General features: G+C 44.2%; 17 protein-coding genes. 4 read left to right on the forward strand and 13 right to left on the reverse strand.

Annotated elements, in window-relative coordinates:
- Nucleotides 1-174: 174 nt before the first annotated feature.
- Nucleotides 175-1,206, forward strand: coding sequence for a hypothetical protein (locus tag IPO96_00250; protein ID QQS64979.1), 1,032 nt, complete (start codon nt 175-177; stop codon nt 1,204-1,206).
- Nucleotides 1,207-1,229: 23 nt separating this feature from the next.
- Entirely contained in the window at nt 1,230-1,694 is a 465-nt protein-coding gene (locus IPO96_00255) for a hypothetical protein (GenBank protein ID QQS64980.1), read from the forward strand.
- A 785-nt stretch (nt 1,695-2,479) separates the two neighbouring features.
- On the opposite strand, the gene IPO96_00260 is transcribed toward IPO96_00255, so the two are convergent.
- The 12 genes from IPO96_00260 to IPO96_00315 all read right to left on the reverse strand — a co-directional run bounded on the left by IPO96_00260 (nt 2,480) and on the right by IPO96_00315 (nt 15,990).
- The gene (locus IPO96_00260) at nt 2,480-3,346 is read right to left on the reverse strand and encodes a hypothetical protein (GenBank protein QQS64981.1); all 867 of its coding nucleotides are present in this window, start codon (nt 3,344-3,346) and stop codon (nt 2,480-2,482) included.
- Nucleotides 3,346-4,512: a glycosyltransferase gene (locus IPO96_00265; GenBank protein QQS64982.1), complete on the reverse strand. Its 1,167-nt coding sequence runs from the start codon at nt 4,510-4,512 to the stop codon at nt 3,346-3,348. The genes IPO96_00260 and IPO96_00265 overlap by 1 nt, the downstream gene beginning before the upstream one ends.
- The gene (locus IPO96_00270; GenBank protein QQS64983.1) at nt 4,509-5,774 is read right to left on the reverse strand and encodes a cell division protein FtsW; all 1,266 of its coding nucleotides are present in this window, start codon (nt 5,772-5,774) and stop codon (nt 4,509-4,511) included. The genes IPO96_00265 and IPO96_00270 overlap by 4 nt, the downstream gene beginning before the upstream one ends.
- Before the next feature lie 11 nt (nt 5,775-5,785).
- Entirely contained in the window at nt 5,786-6,826 is a 1,041-nt protein-coding gene (mraY, locus tag IPO96_00275; GenBank protein ID QQS64984.1) for a phospho-N-acetylmuramoyl-pentapeptide-transferase, read from the reverse strand.
- A gap of 36 nt (nt 6,827-6,862) precedes the next feature.
- The gene (locus IPO96_00280) at nt 6,863-8,614 is read right to left on the reverse strand and encodes a penicillin-binding protein 2 (protein ID QQS64985.1); all 1,752 of its coding nucleotides are present in this window, start codon (nt 8,612-8,614) and stop codon (nt 6,863-6,865) included.
- A 68-nt stretch (nt 8,615-8,682) separates the two neighbouring features.
- The gene (locus IPO96_00285; protein QQS64986.1) at nt 8,683-9,027 is read right to left on the reverse strand and encodes a hypothetical protein; all 345 of its coding nucleotides are present in this window, start codon (nt 9,025-9,027) and stop codon (nt 8,683-8,685) included.
- Nucleotides 9,028-9,211: 184 nt separating this feature from the next.
- Nucleotides 9,212-10,063, reverse strand: coding sequence for a 16S rRNA (cytosine(1402)-N(4))-methyltransferase RsmH (rsmH, locus tag IPO96_00290; protein QQS65401.1), 852 nt, complete (start codon nt 10,061-10,063; stop codon nt 9,212-9,214).
- A 464-nt stretch (nt 10,064-10,527) separates the two neighbouring features.
- On the reverse strand, nt 10,528-10,896 hold the full coding sequence (locus tag IPO96_00295) for a hypothetical protein (protein QQS64987.1): 369 nt from the start codon (nt 10,894-10,896) through the stop codon (nt 10,528-10,530).
- Between the two features lie 208 nt (nt 10,897-11,104).
- Complete coding sequence (locus IPO96_00300; GenBank protein ID QQS64988.1) at nt 11,105-11,530, reverse strand: hypothetical protein; 426 nt, start codon at nt 11,528-11,530, stop codon at nt 11,105-11,107.
- 57 nt (nt 11,531-11,587) lie between these two features.
- Complete coding sequence (locus IPO96_00305; GenBank protein ID QQS64989.1) at nt 11,588-12,850, reverse strand: glycoside hydrolase family 1 protein; 1,263 nt, start codon at nt 12,848-12,850, stop codon at nt 11,588-11,590.
- A gap of 148 nt (nt 12,851-12,998) precedes the next feature.
- The gene (locus IPO96_00310) at nt 12,999-14,039 is read right to left on the reverse strand and encodes a hypothetical protein (GenBank protein QQS64990.1); all 1,041 of its coding nucleotides are present in this window, start codon (nt 14,037-14,039) and stop codon (nt 12,999-13,001) included.
- Nucleotides 14,032-15,990 (reverse strand): VWA domain-containing protein, encoded by a 1,959-nt coding sequence (locus IPO96_00315; protein QQS64991.1) that lies wholly within the window; start codon nt 15,988-15,990, stop codon nt 14,032-14,034. Before IPO96_00315 ends, IPO96_00310 begins: the two co-directional genes overlap by 8 nt.
- Before the next feature lie 59 nt (nt 15,991-16,049).
- On the opposite strand from IPO96_00315, the gene IPO96_00320 reads away from it, so the two are divergent.
- Nucleotides 16,050-17,567, forward strand: coding sequence for a hypothetical protein (locus tag IPO96_00320; protein ID QQS64992.1), 1,518 nt, complete (start codon nt 16,050-16,052; stop codon nt 17,565-17,567).
- Nucleotides 17,548-18,594 carry a hypothetical protein gene (locus IPO96_00325; GenBank protein ID QQS64993.1) on the forward strand — a complete coding sequence of 349 codons (1,047 nt, stop codon included), beginning with the start codon at nt 17,548-17,550 and terminating at the stop codon, nt 18,592-18,594. Before IPO96_00320 ends, IPO96_00325 begins: the two co-directional genes overlap by 20 nt.
- Here the strand turns inward: IPO96_00325 and IPO96_00330 are convergent.
- Nucleotides 18,591-19,190: an NYN domain-containing protein gene (locus tag IPO96_00330; protein QQS64994.1), complete on the reverse strand. Its 600-nt coding sequence runs from the start codon at nt 19,188-19,190 to the stop codon at nt 18,591-18,593. The genes IPO96_00325 and IPO96_00330 overlap by 4 nt on opposite strands.
- Nucleotides 19,191-19,232: the final 42 nt, after the last annotated feature.

Consider the following 19,232-nt stretch of genomic DNA (forward strand, 5'->3'; position numbering starts at 1 on the left):
ATCTTCATTAACTTGTTGCCAATTTGTCGCTTTTTATACATCATAAGCTATGAACAGAAATTTGTGCATTTACAGCCAAAGCATGGTACAATGAGTTATACCAAACAATTTGTTTGACATATATATTTTATTGTTTTACAATGAATACAAACTAAATGAAAGTAGAGTAGGGAAATGGTCAAAGAAACTGACTCGACATTTAACCTAGAGCAAATAATCGCCGATATTTTGGCAACGATTGACAAAGAACGTGAGCGAGAAATCGTAGCACGTCGCTACGGTCTTTACGAACGCCGAGAAACCCTTGAGCAGATTGGGGAGCTACTTGGTATCACTCGCGAGCGAGTAAGGCAGCTAGAGAAGGCTACTGTAACTAAGATGAAACAGTCGGCCGATGAGTTACCAAACATAGAGCTCGTTGAGGCTGTTTTTAGGAGTGAGCTTGCTAAGACCGGCAACACCGCCCGCATTCTTAAACTAGCAAAGATGATCGCCGCTAGTGAAGACAAAATCACCCAGGCTCGCCTCTGTTTTTTGGCCGAAATGACACCTGGAGTCGTGTTTATCGATGAAAACGACCACTACTTTACAGCCGCAAGCGTTGCACCAAAGCAAACAGAGAAATCACTCAAAAAATATCTAGAAGAGATAATTTCAACTATCAAAAAAATCGGCAAGCCTATCACCACCGCAGAGTTGGCCGGTGCGCTTGGCAACGAAGATGTCAAGGCTGTTGAAAGCCTAGCAACTGTTAGTAAGGCACTTGCTCAGCTAAATGGCCGTGTCGGCTTAGTTCGCTGGCCAATGGTCAATCCTAAGAACATTCGAGACAAGATCTATGTGATCCTCTACGAAAACGGCAAACACATGCACTTTGGCGAGATCGCCAAATCTATCAAAGACAGTGACTTTAAGCGCAAGAACGTTACCACTCAAGCTATCCATAACGAGCTTATCAAAGACAGCCGCTTCATACTTGTCGGACGCGGTATCTATGCCCTTAAAGAATGGGGCTTCAAGCAGGGAACAGTCGCCGATGTTATTACAGATATCCTCAAGGATGCCAAAGAGCCACTACACCGCGATGAAATCGTTAAAAGAGTGCTCAAAAAGCGCTTTGTCAAAGAAACGACAATCCTACTGAACCTACAAGGCAAAAAGCAGTTCAAGCGCGTCGCCAAAGCCACTTACGCACTAGCAGAGTAAACAAAAGGAGAGGGGAAAATGAGATGATAACTATAAGACCAACCTCTTTAACAACACCCTACGGCTTTAAAACTAGTCGTGAATTCCTAGAAACTGAAGAATGGGTCAAAATGATTCGGAATACTGCGAGAGATTTCCCTCTATCAGGAAGCAAAGAGACCCCGCTAAGAGTTGCGGGTATCAATAGTAAAAGAGAAAATTTCTATGCCAAGCAACAGATACGAAATGCAGGCAGTGCCGCCGCAGAGAGAGCTTCCACTATTTCTGCAGAGCTGGGCATGGCTATGGACCCACTTTCTCTAGGTGTTATAGTGGGTTCGGTAATTGAGTCTCATTCGTCCGATTCTATCTCTAATAATATAGTTGATGGACTCCGCCTTAATCCGTCTTTAAACAGGATCAACCAGGTGGCGAGAGGGCTTGGCCCAGTATTAGTATTCAAGGTTGCCGAGGCTTGCTATTTGGCGGCTTGCGACCAATTGGCATAATTAGTGATATCTGCTCATTCATCAAAAAAAGTTTATGTGCTATATTAAGAACATTTTACGAACAAGCAATATATACTTCAATGGATTGATTAAATAATACTTAAGAACATATGGGCTTTGGCACAGGGAAATAGAATAGGGAAAATAAAAAATTATTTAAGCAAAGCAAAAAATAAAAAACGAAGTACCGGAAGACACATACAAACACCCAAAAGGGAGTATAGACAGAATGTCGCACAATGTATATTTTACGACTCTACTATTCCACATATAGTTGATTGGCTATACCTTTGCTAGGCGGGGGATATTTGCGATTAACTCCTATGGCTCTTTGGATTGTGCCCTAGCGGTGCAGAAGTACTACATAAACACACTCAAATTAATCATTTCACGCGCCTGCAGGAGATTTTAGGCGCAGAAAAGGTTTAACCGCCCATATAAACTAAATACCGCGAAATATCAGTTTTTGACATTGTACAGTTTCTGCAGCATTGTATAGTTTTATGATGAAACGAAAAGCACTTATCCCCAGCCGAACAAATTACGAACGAAGTAGGGCGAACAATCTACGAACAAGCACTATTTGTTTTTTTGTTGTTTTTATTTATTTATATAGTTTTTTTGCTTTCCTCATCTGTAACTGTTAACCAATATTTGTAAACTGGTAATTACTAATTGAAAATACTCATCATTCCCCTGCTCCCCCGCTCCATTAGTACAGCAAAATAGTTTTTTAACAGAGGTAGGCCCCTGTTAAGCAGTGCGCTTTCACTACTGTAGTGTGACTATTTTATAAATATTCTTTCACCTAGCCGTACATCTATATACTCAACCGGGTTTTTATTTTCGTTTTTGATTTGTAGTTTTGTAGCCCAAAGCGCACCTAATTGCTGTCGAACATCAAAACCAAAGTTTAACTTTACGGTATAACTATCACCCGAAAGTTTAATTATTACATCTTGAGGCGATGTGCCTATGATTATCTCTTGAACAGTAAGGCCCTGGGATTTAACCTCTTTTACTAGATCTAAGATAAATCTGACTTCATCTTCAAGTAGCAGCCATTGCCCGGGTTTGTAGTCTAAACCACTGTCATCTGATAGCTTAGGCAGAAGATCGGTGACACCCTCAGCTTCAGCTAAAACACGACCATCTTCTCCGAGAAGTAACATTTTTTGATTTGTCTGAACAGCTAGTACAGGCTTATTAAAAACTATACCTATAATTGGCCGCGTGCCAACTAGCGGCAGTGAAACTGTGGCCGCTGATATCTCTGGAAATTTTTGGATTATTTTGTTTTCGAGATCACGCGTCGACAAAGTTATTTTTGTACGGTAGAGCGGACTCCTGCTCAATATCTCGTTTATAGACTTTGTGTAATAGCTTTCTGCCGGCAACACACCACTGTGAGCAGCATACTTGTAGTTGGCTGCTGTATCGACCAACCCGTTGAACACCACAGCGACAAAAACTATCATCAAGGCAATAATGCTTGGTAGATTCCTAAGCCTAATGAGCTTAGGTTTAGTAAGCGACAATTTTTGGTTTGTGTGTTTCTGCCGCCTATTCAACTCAGGCTTATGTGTCGCTTTATAATAACGGAAGGTCGGAGCTTTCGTTACTGTTTTTAGTTGTCTTCGTTCTTCTGTCATTATTTTTTATGATGTAATTTTATCAGTATATCAACCACATTTTCTGCAGCATCTTTCTTGACTAGCTGTTCAGCACTTTCACCCAGTCTCCCCCGCTCTGCTGGATTGTTAAGTAATTCGTTGACAGTTTTATACAAGACTTCTTGGGTGTTTTCGTCCTCATCAACCAAAACTGCTGCCGAGTTTTCCTGATAAACTCGGGCATTTTGCAGTTGGTGCCCCCCCGTTAGCTGGTTGTTGGGAACAATTATCATGGCTTGTTTTTGAATAGAGAATTCTGTTAAGGCCGTCGCCCCTGCTCTAGTTATAACGACATCACTAGCCTCGCTCAAAAGTCTAAGTTCATTAGTAAAGCCGTAAACCAACGACCGACTAGTGTTTCGATATAGATGTTCGACTTCTTCCTGAAGCTTTTTGCCAGCAATATGGATAATAAATAGTCTCGGTCTTGACTTTAGGAGTCTTAATAGAACCGCAGCTGCGGTCCTATTAAGACTCCGTGCGCCTAGCCCACCGCCCGTCACAAGTACTACCTCGGCGTCATGAGGCAATTTGAGCTCTTGTCTGGCAGTTTCTCTAAGATCGCTGTTTATTACTGTGTAGGCTTTGTTAACGGGTATACCGACATGGTGCGTGCGCGACTGATTGTAGCGGTAGTTTTCTTTCGGTAAGCCAACAGCGTGAGCCGAAGCGCCTCTGGCTATTAATCTGTTCGCCAGGCTGGCAACCGCGTCAGAATCATGCGTTAAGTAGGGCCTATGAAGAAGTCTTGCAGCAAAGCCTAAAGGCACACCTACATAGCCGCCTCGCATGAAGAGAGCCTTTGGCTTATAACGTAAAACTAGATATAACGACTGCATGAAACCTACTATGACATAGAATACATCGCGTAAATTTTTTAGCATTTCTTTGATATCGAGTAGCTGCTTAAGCCCCTCACCATGATAACGCCTTAGTTTACCAGCGAATATCTCATGTACTTCATCTATAGCACCTGAGTCCTTAACTACCCTGTTAACACCGCCACTATCACCTCTGTGAACCACGGCATGAACTCGAGCCTGCGGACATCTTTTTTTTAGTTCTTCAGCTACAGCTACTAGAGGAGTGACGTGACCGCCGGAGCCACCACCACTAAAAAAATATAGCTCGTCTTCTTGGCTCATACATTTCTCCTCAAGATAGTTGGTCTGGGCCTAGATGGTGCCTCTGGATTGTTAGTCTCAACTACTTCGCTATCAATCGGTCGGAACGCGGTATAGCGCGAAATTTGAAAAACAATGCCGAGCGCACAACATACAAAGAATAAACTGGTCCCGCCAGTACTGATAAACGGCAAGGTTATACCTTTTAGTGGCAATAAACCCATCATCGCGCCAATATTGACGATAGTCTGAAAACTAAACCACACTAATACACCGATGACCAAAAGCCTGTCATAGCTATCCGCTGTTAGTTCGGCGATACGTTTTATTCGCTGAAAAAGTAACCCAAAAACCCCTAGAAGCGTAGCGCAGCCGACAAATCCAAACTTTTCAGCTACAATCGCAAAAATTGAATCATTAGAAGCCTCGGGCAGGTAACCATATGCTTGAACGCTACGCCCCAAACCCTTGCCAAACATACCGCCAGAACCAATTGCTTTTAGCGACTCACATATCTGATATCCTTTGGCACGACAGTCTTTCTCAGGATTTAAAAAAGTCTCAACGCGCGAACGCCGATAAGGGCTAGATACAATTGCCAAAATTAACAGCAGACATATAGCCGCTCCAACAATTACAAGACGCCGCATCGGCATACCGGCCGTATATGCTATACCTGCCACCATGGCCACCATAACGCCAGCAGAGCCTAGATCGCTCTCTAGCCCTGCTATAACTAGCCCAATGGCGCCTAGGGCATAGATCAGGGGTTTTAAGCTCTTGTCTCGATTTGATAGTTCACCGCGATTTAACCTAGCTACGATAAAGCCTACTACCCATATTAACAAAGTTAGTTTTACTAACTCGGCCGCTTGAAAAGACAGACCACCGATCTGTATCCACCTTTGAGCACCATTGACCGTCTCGCCAAACAACTTAACAACAATCACGGTAATAATCGAAGCAATGATTAGCGGTTTTTCGGCCTTTTTCCACCAGGTAGTTGGCACGTGTGAAACTGCAAAGAAAGCCACAAGGCCTAAACCGGCCGACAAGAACTGCTTCAACACAATACTTGATTCACTAGTCTGCTTAGAAATCGCAATACCTGGGCTGATTGCATATACTACTACCAGACCAGTTACCACCAAAAACAACGCCAGTAGAGCCAAAATATAATCTGGCTTATGTTTACGTTTTAGTTCAGTTTTTTCTGGAGTATTCCAGCCAGCTAACGCGTCTCGCTGTCTAGCAAAACTGCCACGCTGTGAGTAGCCAACCATACGCCCCTACCTCACCTGCCTAGGCCGATAAAATATACGATCAAACCAAGAACCGCTAAGACTTGGCTAAGAATCCAAAAGCGCATTGTTACCTTTGTTTCGGGCCAACCGCTAGCCTCAAAATGATGATGTATCGGAGCAATCTTAAAAATTTTGCGGCCGCCGCGAAGTTTTTTGGAGGTAATCTGAAGTAGTGAAGACCCAGCCTCAACAACAAACATGCCGCCAATAATCGGTAAAATGAACACGGTGTTGGTAATCAAAGCTACCACCGCTAAAGCAGTACCAAGAGCAAAGGAACCTATGTCGCCCATAAAAAACCTGGCCGGGTAGATATTAAACCATGTATAACTGAGCAGCGCCCCAACTACTGTAAAACAAAATCCAGCCAGACCTAGGCGCCCTTGAGTCAAACATATTAAACCGTAAGCAGCAAAAGCGTTCACACTTAAGCCGCCAGCCAAGCCGTCCAAGCCGTCACTGATATTAACAGCGTTAGCGGTTGCATAAACCACAAAAATAAACAGGGGTATTATCAGCCAGCCGACCGACAATAACCCAAACAGTGGAATATCAATAGTGTGAACCCCGAGTTTCGCGTAAAACCACCAACCCCCTATTGCCGCAACCATCAGCAGCAGTAATGACTTAATTCTCGCACGCATACCAGCTACTCCTCGACCACCGCTACCGATATTTATCAAATCGTCGACGAAACCAACCACTGCTGCGCCTACCATAGCACCAAGCGGCAGCCAGGTTTCGCTACGACTTAAGTTGGTCGCAACTGTAATCAGAAATGTTGCAGCCACAAAAATAATGCCAGCCATGGTTGGAATTTGTCGATAATGCTTTTGAGCATGTAATTTGGTATAGATCTTTGCCTTCTCGCCTGTTACCGCATCTTTGCGAGGTTTCTTCCACCACTGTTTTTGGTATGCCAAGGTAGTATAAAGTGGCGTCAACCCCATGGCCATCAAGAACCCAAAGAATCCATAAAGCAATATCTGAATGAGTTCATTTGCCTGAAAGTTTATGAGTAGTTCTGTCATGTTTTTATCTTTTCTCGCTTCGTTATGATTATAGCATTATTTGGCCGTTTTGGGCTGTATATTAAAGTTATTTAGCAGCATTTGTGCAGCAGTAACAAAGATAGGTCCAGCAGCCTTAAGGCCGGCATAGCCCTGCACTTTCGGGTCATCGACTCGAACATAAACAACGTACTCAATTTTGTCACCGCCAATAAACCCTACAAATGAGCCGTTGAAACGATCGGCATAGTAACCGCCATTGGGATCGGCGATTTGTGCCGTGCCAGTTTTACCGCCAACACGATAGCCCGGTCGAGCAGCAGCAGAGTAAAACCTCTCTACTAAAGTCTGCATGTAGCCCGTCACCTGCTGACTGTCGCTTGAAGATAAAACATCTCTCGCCAGAACTGTTGGCTGATGAGGCTTTAGACTGCCATCGGCCTGCTTTATAGAGTGAACCAAAGTTGGTTGATAATATGTACCACCGTTTACAAGCGCACTGAACGCAGCTGCCATCTGAATTGGTGTTTGGCTGGTACCTTGACCAAAAGTCGTGTTAGCATAACGTATATTGAGGCCAAAACCTTCGTTTGGATCTGGCACAATTCCGCCCTCTTCGTAGCCCTGCTCTATACCAGTTTTCTGTCCAAATCGATAATGATTGACTAAGTAATCATGCCACTTCTCTCGCCCTGCCTTAGTGAAATCCCCGCCCCCCATGTATTTAAGCATCTGACTAGCACCCGTGTTGAGCGACATCGTAATAATCAGTTCCAAAGTTCTGGTGCCAGCTCCACCGTCTTCCTCAACGTTGGTTATCGTTTTTCCATCTGCTATCACATACCCTGGATCATAAAAGGTTGTGTTTGCATTGACAACGCCGCTATTAAGCGCAGCAGCTACGGTCAAAGGTTTCATGACTGACCCAACCTCATAAGGCGAGGCGACATTAGAGTTTATGAAGACACTAGGATCTTTTTGCTCTTCAATTTTTGCTGGATCATAAGTTGGGTAAGAAGCCATAGCTACTACTTCACCGTTATCGGGCCGCATGACTATCAGGCCACCAGACTTGCTGTTGGCGTTAGCTAAGCCGTTTTTGAGGATTTCTTCAACTTGTTGCTGCATGCCAACATCTATAGAAAGCACAACCTCTTCACCGTCGACTGACGGAGTTTCTATATTATCACCGTTTGCGAGTAGCGGTACGCCGTTGTGATCGGTAATAGCTTTTACCTTACCCGGCGTACCTTTTAGCCGATCGTTAAGCGCCTGTTCTACACCGTACTTACCCTCTGCTTCATCATTTACAAAACCAAGCAGTGATGCCGCCAGACTGCCCTGCGGGTAAATCCGTTGGGAAGTTTCTTCCAAGAAAACTCCAGCCAATTCTAATTTTCTGATTTCGCTTGCTTGTACCTCGGTCAGTTTTTTGGCCAGTACCGTATACCTCAAATCTTTATTTTCGAGCTGCTTTTTGATCTCACTATAGTCGCCGTAACTCTTTAATGCGTCGGCGGTCTGTTCAATTTTCTTAATTAATGTCGGATCAGCAACCAAACGATATCGCTTTTCGTTTAGAACTAGAGGCACTGTCCTATCGCCGTCACGGGCATACAACGTGCCCCGCTCTGGCGCAATCTCATACTGTTTTTGCTGATTAGCAATCGCTAATTTTGAATAGTATGAACCGCGTAAAATTTGTAAATAGAATAACCTAAATGTAAAAATCAAAAATATTAAAAAAAGTACTACTTCAATTACCCTTACACGGGCTAAAATCCCGAAATGTTTTTTTGAGCTGGTCATATAAATATTTTAGCTTAAATCACAAGCACTAACACCAATGTTTATGCCAATTATTAAGCAAAAACAGATTAAGGTGCTACGGCCACAGGAGTTGCGGATACGAGCTTTGATGCGGCTTGACTTGATTTGATAGACTCAATTGACTGCAAACGAGCGGAGCTTAGCTCCAGGTTTTGTTTCTCGTCCTTAAGATCGGCTTGCTTCTTTTGAAGCGAATTTATCTTATAGCTAAGTGAGTTTGTGTGCGTTACCTGAGTAAGATACAGCATGCCAAGTAAACAAACAAGCACAACCAAAACTATGCTGTTTGTGACTGGGCCCATACGCCGATCTTCGCGCACAAAAGTAACTGTGTTCTGTCCCTTATGCGAAAACCGTGCCCTACTCATGGTAACTGATGCTGAATACGTCATATTAGTCGTTAGTATTGCCAACTGTTTTTTAGACAGCAGCTCTACCAACTTAATTCCTTTTTATTTTTGTTTTTTGGAAGGATGCTCTCTATTTTGGAGAGCATCCTTTTTGCGCAAAAGTCAGGCTACCCGAACTTTTACTTTATAACTGCGGGAGTCGCTTTTTACCTTGATTGGCATAAGTTTATTCCCTTTCTTTTGTTTTTATTTTCACTACGGCTCGCAGTTTTGCACTACGGGCACGCGGGTTTGAAACTAATTCATTTTTGTCGGCCACAATCGGATGCTTAGTCAAATCAATAAATTCCGATTCGTAGCCAGGCTCGCACACACTTTTGAACGCGTTTTTCACTATTCTGTCTTCCAGACTGTGAAAAGTGATTACAGCCAAACGACCGCCAGGACTTAATAGCTTCAGCCAAAGTGGCAAAGCTTCGCTCAAAAGCCCCAACTCGTTGTTTACGACAATTCGAAGAGCCTGAAAAGTCTTGGTTGCCGGATGGCGCTTTGACCAGCCGCGGTACGCTGAAGCTACAACTTCCGCAAGATTAGCCGTATCGTCTATAGGCCTAGCCTCAACTATTTTTCTAGCAATCAATCTAGACTTAGGCTCCTCACCATATTCATAGATAATATCTGCCAGCTCGGTTTCATCGTATTCATTAACGATTTTTGCGGCGGTCAGCTCAGCCCTTTGGTCCATGCGCATATCAAGCGGTGCTGGACTTTTGAAGCTGAAACCACGTTCTTTGTTGTCAAGGTGCGGGCTCGAAACTCCGAGATCAGCCAAAATCACATCAAACTTCTTGCCCTCGTCTACTAAATTTTTTGAAGCTTCCAAAAAATCAGTATGGAGGAGCTTGCACCCTTGCGCGCTGAACAAACCGCTCAACACGACTTGAGCGTTTTTGTCGCGGTCAACAAGATACGCTTCTTCGTAGTTCCCTGTGGCAGTAAGCACCATTGCCGCATGTCCGCCGTAACCGGCAGTCATATCAACATATGATTCCCCTGCTTTAGGAGCTAGAATCCGCATAACCTCTGCCGCAAGCACAGGTATGTGATTTTGTTGGCTCGTATCGAACCTTTTTTGCCTCAGCTACTGAGGCTTATTGCCTACTCACGAAAGTAGACAAATTATTTGTTTTTGTTTTGGTGTTTGTTTTATGACAAGGTCACCGAATTAGCAATCAACTTTTTATTTTTGGTTCGTTTTTGTTTTTGTTTGTTTCAAGTAAGAATTTATTGAAGCTTTTTTGTTTAGATTTAAAAAATCTTAGTAATGCTTCTTTCCTGCTTAAAACATTGAGAGACTTATGTGAGGTGGAGTTTTGGGAGGTGTTTTTTTAAGAAATGTGCGAAGGGTTTAGCGTGTTTACCTTAAAAACCACGTGTTGATTGCCAATTCGGTACTCTCATCGCATGTCGCTTGAGTTTTCCTAAATTGGCTAGTCGCGGAGAGTAGTTTTATCAACTACTATCTACCAAATTTTTAAAGTGCTACTTAGCCATTATTCGCCAATATCGGTTCTTGTTACCGATAGCGATAGCTTTTATATCCTTGTCAATTCCAGCATAAGCCAAGTGGTGCTGTTCCAGCGTGACACGGCCCTGCTTGTCATCCAAAACGGCTTCGACCTTTCCCGTCCTAAATTGGACGTTTAGATCAGCAATCCGCTCATCAAGGATATCTCCGTCAAGGGTTGGCTCAACTAGTTTATCCCACACACCTTTTGGGTAAAGGTGCAGGTACTGGCCGAAGCCTCGGGTAACAACAACTCCACCGGCCAACTCCTCGCGGAGATCTGCCGGAATCGTCAAACGACGTTTGTCGTCTAACTTACGTTCGAAGTAATCTACCCTGCCCATATGTTTTTTAATCAGTGGTTTTTATTTTTGGTAGGTCAGCTATTTTGGCTACCTACATTTACCCACTAACATGAGTCTACAACCCACACACACCCACAATCAAGTACTTTTTAAGTAAAAACCGCTCCTTTATGAGCGGTTATCCACAGTACTAATTTTTTTATGTTACTTATACACAACATGTAGCGTAGTTTGTTCTTACCGGACACTACGAGTTTTGTGTAGGATTTTTTGGGCCATCGATAAGTTTTATCGGCTGACCTGGATAAATTTCGCTACCGCCATTCATCTTCACCACATCGTAAACTGTTTCGCCAAGAGTTTTTCCAGCTGGGCTACCTTCTTTTGACTGGAGTTCCCACAGACTATCACCTTCTTCAGCAATTACCACTGTAGTAGCTGGCGGTGCTTCAGGCGAAGATGAATCACTTACAAGGCTTTTTATTCCAGCTCCTGCGAGCATCAATGCAGAAAATCCTACTAAGGCAGATGTCACCCTACGCCTATTGTAGTTAGGTACGCTAAGTTTATCTTTTGAACGAGGTATTGGAGTTTCGCCCACCTTTCGCATACTGCCATCAGGATGGGTGGTAAAAGGATTTCGTTTGTTGTTATTGCGTGAATGCTTGGACATATATTTAACTATAGCAAAAGCTTATGCTTTTGTCAATAAGCTTAAATAGTTTGCTAATCACTTCTCTCTTGAGGCGGCTATTTCTTTAGCCCACCACAGGGCGCTTGGTCTAATCGTACGTTTCATGGTCTTGCGATCAACATGCACCAAGCCAAATTCTGGCCACCAACCATACTTCCATTCAAAGTTATCAAGTAGACTCCAGTGGAAGTAACCGGCTACATCTATTCCTTCGCTGAGGGCGCGGTTTAGCGCAATCATCGTTTCTTGTAACCACCACTGCCTGTACTCATCCCGCGAATCAGCTACTCCGTTTTCAGTAATATAGATTGGTTTCTTGAAGTGAGCCCAAGCCCGTAATACGAGAGGATAAAGCCCTTCAGGCTCCATGTACCACCCCAGATCGTTCAGTGGTGTTTTGGGGTTAGCTCGCCAGAAACCTTTGTAATAATCACTAAAATAGTAATTTATGCCTACGAAGTCTTGACTGCGGCGTATTCTGCGCAAAAACCACCAGTTCCATGAATACCTCATCCATTTAGTAGTGACAACGTCAATCAGGTTATGGGGGCGTTTCGACTGTATGTTGGCCATCTGATGAGCGATACCAATTTTTATATTCGGATACTTGTCTTTGATGATCCGATACGCTCGGCGATGCGCACGAACTAAGTTGTAGTAGACTTTAACCAACTCAAGCGGATTTTTGTGCTGTGGTACCCACTCACCAGTCATATAGCTAAAACTAGCGTAGACGTTTGGCTCGTTAATTGTCAGAATATGTCGGACGTGTTCTAGATCCAGCTCTTCGCAGATTTTAGCAACGTAGCGGTCCCAATATTTCAGGTTGGACCTTTTAGTAAAACCACCTTTTTCGGCAAACCAAACAGGCACAGTCCAGTGCCAGATGTTCAAGAATGGCTCAAGACCTGATCTGCGCATTTCCGCCACATAGGCTTTGTAGTGATCCCAAGCCTTTTTGTTCCAAACGCCTTCTTCTGGTTCTACCCTGCTCCATTCAATACCAAAACGAAAAGCGTTTAAGTTGAGCTCACGAGCCAAGCTAAAATCTTCAGAATACCGCTTGATATGCTCAATTCCACGGCCGCAAATATAGTTCGCCGGGCTTTCTGCCTTGTGTTTTACATGGTCCCAAGCTGGTACCCAGCCAAGTCGCTTCTCTGCGGTTTTAGCTAGCTCAGAAGCGTGCTCTAGCTCCCAAACCGACCACTGATTGACATTACCGCCTTCTACTTGATAGCTACAGGTACTGCCACCCCAGTAAAAGTTTTTAGGAAAGTAATTTTTGTGTTGATCCATACCTTAAGCTAATTTTAGCATAAGCTAAAATAAAAACTCTAAGTCCTAAATTTTAAATCCTAAAAAAAATCAAAATTAATGCTAAGCTTTTCTGTTCTTCTTACGCAAACATCAGACCAAACCGACAGTTACGACGATCACCGAAGCTCTAACCTCTCACCTCGGGACGCACGCCCAGGTCGCCACCACGAAGGCCGACACCGCTGCGGCTCAAGTACACCCGACCGCGGCCAGGATCCCAGTCGACGGCGAGCCCGTCCGCACCATTGTTTATGGTACCTTCAGCCCATGACCAGTTGTAGGTGATGCCTATCTTGCCATCAATAGGATCTTGTTTGTTGAATTGTCTCATAGCATGGATAGTAAGTAGCGTTTCAGCCTTAGGGTTGGTGATTGTATATATGTCTGGGTCAGTGTTGCTATTGTCTGGACCAGTTGGCAATTTGTCTAGAATGTCACGAAGGTTTTCAGGGATAGATCTGTCAGCTGCGGTGCCATTGTGGGCAACATTGGGGACTGGGACTTTACTACTGACTGGTACAACACTGACTTGCCACTGTGGGGCATTAGGATTAGTGTCTATGACACTAATCCATTGTGTAGCAACTTCATTGTTTATCCATAATCCATCACCATCTGCTAGGTTATGGAGCTTGTGCGCAGAGTCGGGATGATTGGTGTCTTGCCAAGCCCTTAGTCCTGAGAATAAGGCTCGCCAGCTTCCTGGTGTGTAGTTACCATCTGCGAGCTTCTCCCCAAGTGGCCGATTGATGGGAGTAAACACCAATTGTGAAGGTATATTCAGTTCTTCATAGGCTTTAGTAGCCTCAAGAAGTCGTTGCCAGTTGGTGTTAGCAAACTCTGGGCTGTCTAGATTAGGTATATCACTGAAGACGTGGCCTGTTTCTTCTATCATCCTACCCATTTGATGATGGGTTTGTTTTACTAATTCTGCAAAAGCTCTACCTTCAGGAGATGATGACAGCGAGTCAAGACTGCCGTTGTTAGTAGAGTCAGAACCCATACGCTCAACAGGAGCAAGTGAAGGAAGTCCAAGATTACCAAGAGCAATTAGTGTTGCCTGAGTAGCTTCTACTCCTTGACCTACAGAGCCTCGAGCTTCTGGGCTTGCCATAGCACCAAGATTAACTAGTGCTTCGACTTGTTCAGGGGTGAGGGGTTTAGGCATGAGAGCTACTCCTAAGCACATCAATTAGTTCTGGCATAATTCCGAGCAGAAAGTTAGGAAGATCTTTGGCATTAGCAATATTAATACGCTTACTATTTTCAGATAAAGATCCGACTTCGGCATTGCCGAAAACACACTGTAGTATCGTCGCACCTTCTTGCTCAAGACGTGTGGCCTGCTTTTGGGCGGCACTTAAATCATGGAACTGCCCATCGCTCAGGATAACTACTAGTGTCAAACGCCTTCCAGCAGGTTCAACTTTTTCAAGTGCCCCCGAAACAATAGTACTGTTAGAGTTTGGGTGAGCAAGAGATTTATACATTTTTCCTAGACTAGCGTTATCCGGCATATCGTTGAGCGGACAAAGTATCTCGTCGCCTGCGCCAAAAGCCTGAATTTGTATTCGAATCGGCGGCTCATCGGCATAGACTTCGAGCCCAGCAAGCTGTACACCTTGCGAAAGAGTAACCGCACTGGCCGTTGCTTGAATAGCTTTATCGCCGGCCATGCTTCTGCTAACATCGCACATAAATATAAAATCTGCACCATCAAACTCATGCTCAATATTCTCTTTTTTCTCAGAAGACTTCCAAACATCCGGATATGGGTTGTTCGAGCCGCCTGCTAGGTAGCCCAGGAGTTTTCCGATATGCACCCGATGTCCACGAGCAGCCACTTCTCGACTTGGTGCAAGGAACTCGTTTTGCCTATCACGTCTCAGCATCCTGATCATATCTGCTATGGCGTTTATTTCTGCGGAGTAGAGCGTTGATAGTCTCATAAATCCGTCAAAATCATTATCAGACAGACCGAGCTCCTTTTTGAGCTGAGCTATTTGTTCTGGACTTAACTGGCTTTGCTGCTTCTGGTCTTGCTTAGCGTTTTTGGCATCGTTGATTGAAGAAATAATCTCACCACCTATTTTTTTGGCAACCTCTTTTATTGCTTCACCAATGTCACCTGGGGATCCGGGCTGATTGTTTTTTGTACCAGATTCTTCACCTAACTTTTCTTCACTGCTATGCTCGCCGTGCTTACAGCCACCGGATTTTGAATAGTCAAATGGATTCTCAATTTGATCGCCCTCTGCTTGCTTATTCTGTTGAGGTCCTGCTTGTCCGCCACCTTCTCCTTGGCCATTTTGTGGAGTCTGTTGTTTGTGATCGCGCAAATCTTCCTCAAATAACTCATCATACAAAGCTTTAATATATGCATATACTCTGTTGTAATCAGAGTATTCTGCGCCATACTCACGAAGTTGCCCCAGAAGATTATAATTCTTACCCGACTGCCCGAAATGAACAATTTTCGCTAGAGCACTTAAAACAGCATCGTTCAAACCCACTAAGCCCGCTTCTTCAATATATTCGCCAATTTCTATTGGGTCTCTCAGGCTATGTATACCAGTTGTCATAGCAAGAACGAGCATACTGTCCATAAATTGTTGGTGCCGTGGTAGCTGGGCTATACCGGCACGCTTGTCCAGTGGATATAGGTAGTCATCGTACGACAGTTTTGTAATATTAGTTATATAACGAGTTTTTCGAGCATTGTCATAATTGATAGCTGTGTCTTCGGTAATATTACTAAAGTATGCTTCTTCTTTCGGCATTACCTTAGTAGGTCTCTGATGTTTAAATCGTTTTGCATGCCCGACTTCATGTAAAACATTGAACCCTAAAAAAGCTAGCCTATTCTCCTCAGATGCAAGCAGTACGAGCGGTAAGCTGATCTGAATGTCTATTTTTCCAGAAACAGTATTATAGGTTGTAACAGATGTATCGATGCCGTCTACTACCCGGACATCAGCTGTTACGTTTTCTGCAGCCAAAGTTGCATCAACAGCATCAGAAAAGTCCCTGGTAAAGTCGGCCACATCGTCCCCTATAGCAAGCTCACCTGTATAAGTCGGTGTAGTGGCTACTTCTCTTCTCTCAAACACAGCCGTCATGATTGTATTATAGCATGAAAATATAGACATTTCAAACTTATTGTGTTATACTTAGTGCTATGAGTGAAGTTGAACGGAGCTTTGAGTCATTAGTTGTCCCAACTGGTAATTCTCCTTTGGTTGCCTGTATGGGTGCGAATGCCTGTCGTCGTGTTTGCCAGTTTGTAGATAGTGGCAGAACAATAGCAACAGCGGACCCATCGTGGGGTCTACCAGGTGAAAGGTCTTGTGAAATATTAGACAATATAGAGAACCAAGATCCTACTATCGCAGAAGAGCTACTTGACGCGACGACACTACCTGTTATTGACGGTTTTACGCCCAGCCAAGCAGTTGAAAAGGCTGGTGGATACCTAAAGCATTTGAGCGACGACAAAGGAGCATTTGAGGATTATATTAAAACCATTCTTAAAGCGGATAAGCTTCCCAGGTCGATAGTCGCTCTAGCTAAAAAAAAGTATGATTCAGCTAAATCTCACCCAACTAACGAGACCGAACAACATACCGATGAAGTTAGAGCTACCATAGCCGGTTTTGAATCAGTCCTTAGAGGATTCTTTGACCGTACAGTCCTTGATGAGCACGGAGTGGTATTGGATGCCAACATAAAAGAAGTTATTGTTGAAGCGGCACGTCAGTTTGCTGTAGGCCACCATATCAGGTTGGTCGGGGAGCCAGGAGTCGCAAAGACCAGTGTGGCCAAGTTTATTGGACGCATAAATGCACGCGCTAATCATCCTGACCTAGAAGAAACAGATCTAGAGCCCATTTTGATATCATTCTCTTCAACATCAGAGGCCGAAGCTCAATTAGTACAGCAAACCTTTGAAGACGGCACTCTCGGAGAGGCACCCGCCAAACTTGCTGAAGCCGCAAGAAAAGGTATAGCTGTAATCTTTGACGAAGATAATGCACTGACAGCTGATCAGAAAATATTCTTCAACGACCTACTACTGAAGAAACCCGGACAAACCATAACGGTTGCTGGTGAAGTTATTACTATCCAACCTGGATTCAGTGTCATAGCCACGCGTAATGCAATGACCGATACGCAGGGAAATCGTCGTCAGGGACGCCAACAACAAGATAGCGCTGGTGACGCACGACTAAGTCGTATTGATGTGCCGCTTCCTTACCAGAGTTCAACTGGTTCAGATGCGTATGAAACTACTAGACGAGGTGATGAGACAATCGGAAGATTATTTTTTGCTCGATACGTAGATAATTTCGGCTGGAAACTACCAAGTGCTGACATCATGAACTTATTTACTGATGTAAAGCAGCTCGTAGCTAAGCTTGTCGTTAAAGCTACTGAGCCTCCTGTTAATGTCGTCGGTAGTGGCGTATCGGCACAAGCCCGACCAGAACTTGCAGGCTGTCTATCGCCAAGGGAGCTAGATAGGATACTAGAAGTAACCTTTACGCATAGCAACTCCGACCAAGTCGCGAAAAACACTCGTATAGCGATTCGAAATGCTGTGCAGCAGATAGTTAATTCTGACAACGGACACTACGTTAGCCCCGCAGCTAAAAAAGCTGTTGATAAGTTACTAAAAGATGGACATTTCAATGCCTAAACCCCTCACCCCAGAACAAGTCGAAGCACTAGTTAATCTTGGTGCTATGGCAAGCCCAGAAGCTCGAGGCTCTGTAGGTCAAGGAGTAGAAGCTACTCAGGCAACACTAATTGCTCTTGGTAATCTTGGACTTCCTTCACTTGCTCCTGTTGAGCGTATGGGTTCTGACTCTACTAACAACGGCAGTCTTGACTCGCTGTCATCATCTCCTGAAGGTAGAGCTTTTGCAGAATTAGTAAAACAAACCCATCATCAAATGGGTAGGATGATAGAAGAAACAGGCCACGTCTTCAGTGATATACCTAATCTAGACAGCCCAGAGTTTGCTAACACCAACTGGCAACGACTTCTTGAGGCTACTAAAGCCTATGAAGAACTGAATATACCTTCACAATTGGTGTTTACTCCCATCAATCGGCCACTTGGGGAGAAGCTCGCAGATGGTAACTACACACCAGGAAGCTGGCGAGCCTTATTCTCAGGACTAAGGGCTTGGCAAGACACCAATCATCCCGACTCTGCGCACAAGCTCCATAACCTAGCAGATGGTGATGGATTATGGATAAACAATGAAGTTGCTACACAATGGATTAGTGTCATAGACACTAATCCTAATGCCCCACAGTGGCAAGTCAGTGTTGTACCAGTCAGTAGTAAAGTCCCAGTCCCCAATGTTGCCCACAATGGCACCGCAGCTGACAGATCTATCCCTGAAAACCTTCGTGACATTCTAGACAAATTGCCAACTGGTCCAGACAATAGCAACACTGACCCAGACATATATACAATCACCAACCCTAAGGCTGAAACGCTACTTACTATCCATGCTATGAGACAATTCAACAAACAAGATCCTATTGATGGCAAGATAGGCGGCATCTGGTCATGGGCTGAAGGTACCATAGACAATGGTGCGGACGGGCTCGCCGTCCGCTGGTATCCTGACTACGGTCGGGTGGTCTTGGACCACGGCGATGTCGGCCTTCGTGGTGACAGCCTGGGCGTGCGTCCCGAGGTGAGAGGTTAGAGCTTCGGTGATCGTCGTAACTGTCGGTTTGGTCTGATGCTGGCGTAGAATACATCACGTTTGAAGGAGTCTACTCTGACTATGTACTGCTCAAAGGGTTTTAGCAGACTAGACCACCGCATGTTGGGTGCAAGCACGTGCAGCAGCTTCCCCTTCTGGCTCAGGTACTCAACTAAGCTGTAGAAATCTCCGTCACCTGAAACTATTACAGCCTTATGATAATTATTGATTTCCTTCATCGCGTATAAAACTAAATCTGTATCAACATTACCTTTGGTGGCAGGCTTATCTTCTTTTGCGCCTTTTTCTTGACTCTTGACTCTTGGCTCTTGACTCTCCTCGATATACATATCAAGCGTTGGACGTAATACCACCAAGTAACCTGCTTCTTGCATTTGACGATACAGATCCTCATTTTCCGGCATATAGCCAATGAACATGAAGGCTTTCTCGACATTGAAACGGGTGCGCAGGACTTCTCGGAACTTTTTCCAATCTAGCTTCCAGCCGTATTTCTGAACACCAAGATTAAGGTTTTGGCTGTCAATAAAGGCATAGTTTGCGAGCTGTTTTTGTGTTTTCTTGCGTCTAAACATCTATATCAACTATAGACACAACTTCTAAAATTTCCAAATATC

The organism is Candidatus Saccharibacteria bacterium (assembly GCA_016700315.1).
GTDB lineage: Bacteria > Patescibacteriota > Saccharimonadia > Saccharimonadales > SZUA-47.

What these genes read in the sequence shown, in the direction of transcription:
- IPO96_00250 (QQS64979.1), top strand. Translation starts at nt 175, where the DNA reads ATGGTCAAAGAAACTGACTCGACATTTAACCTAGAGCAAATAATCGCC.
- IPO96_00255 (QQS64980.1), top strand. Translation starts at nt 1,230, where the DNA reads ATGATAACTATAAGACCAACCTCTTTAACAACACCCTACGGCTTTAAA.
- IPO96_00260 (QQS64981.1), bottom strand. Translation starts at nt 3,346, where the DNA reads ATGACAGAAGAACGAAGACAACTAAAAACAGTAACGAAAGCTCCGACC.
- IPO96_00265 (QQS64982.1), bottom strand. Translation starts at nt 4,512, where the DNA reads ATGAGCCAAGAAGACGAGCTATATTTTTTTAGTGGTGGTGGCTCCGGC.
- IPO96_00270 (QQS64983.1), bottom strand. Translation starts at nt 5,774, where the DNA reads ATGGTTGGCTACTCACAGCGTGGCAGTTTTGCTAGACAGCGAGACGCG.
- mraY (QQS64984.1), bottom strand. Translation starts at nt 6,826, where the DNA reads ATGACAGAACTACTCATAAACTTTCAGGCAAATGAACTCATTCAGATA.
- IPO96_00280 (QQS64985.1), bottom strand. Translation starts at nt 8,614, where the DNA reads ATGACCAGCTCAAAAAAACATTTCGGGATTTTAGCCCGTGTAAGGGTA.
- IPO96_00285 (QQS64986.1), bottom strand. Translation starts at nt 9,027, where the DNA reads ATGACGTATTCAGCATCAGTTACCATGAGTAGGGCACGGTTTTCGCAT.
- rsmH (QQS65401.1), bottom strand. Translation starts at nt 10,063, where the DNA reads ATGCGGATTCTAGCTCCTAAAGCAGGGGAATCATATGTTGATATGACT.
- IPO96_00295 (QQS64987.1), bottom strand. Translation starts at nt 10,896, where the DNA reads ATGGGCAGGGTAGATTACTTCGAACGTAAGTTAGACGACAAACGTCGT.
- IPO96_00300 (QQS64988.1), bottom strand. Translation starts at nt 11,530, where the DNA reads ATGTCCAAGCATTCACGCAATAACAACAAACGAAATCCTTTTACCACC.
- IPO96_00305 (QQS64989.1), bottom strand. Translation starts at nt 12,850, where the DNA reads ATGGATCAACACAAAAATTACTTTCCTAAAAACTTTTACTGGGGTGGC.
- IPO96_00310 (QQS64990.1), bottom strand. Translation starts at nt 14,039, where the DNA reads ATGCCTAAACCCCTCACCCCTGAACAAGTCGAAGCACTAGTTAATCTT.
- IPO96_00315 (QQS64991.1), bottom strand. Translation starts at nt 15,990, where the DNA reads ATGACGGCTGTGTTTGAGAGAAGAGAAGTAGCCACTACACCGACTTAT.
- IPO96_00320 (QQS64992.1), top strand. Translation starts at nt 16,050, where the DNA reads ATGAGTGAAGTTGAACGGAGCTTTGAGTCATTAGTTGTCCCAACTGGT.
- IPO96_00325 (QQS64993.1), top strand. Translation starts at nt 17,548, where the DNA reads ATGGACATTTCAATGCCTAAACCCCTCACCCCAGAACAAGTCGAAGCA.
- IPO96_00330 (QQS64994.1), bottom strand. Translation starts at nt 19,190, where the DNA reads ATGTTTAGACGCAAGAAAACACAAAAACAGCTCGCAAACTATGCCTTT.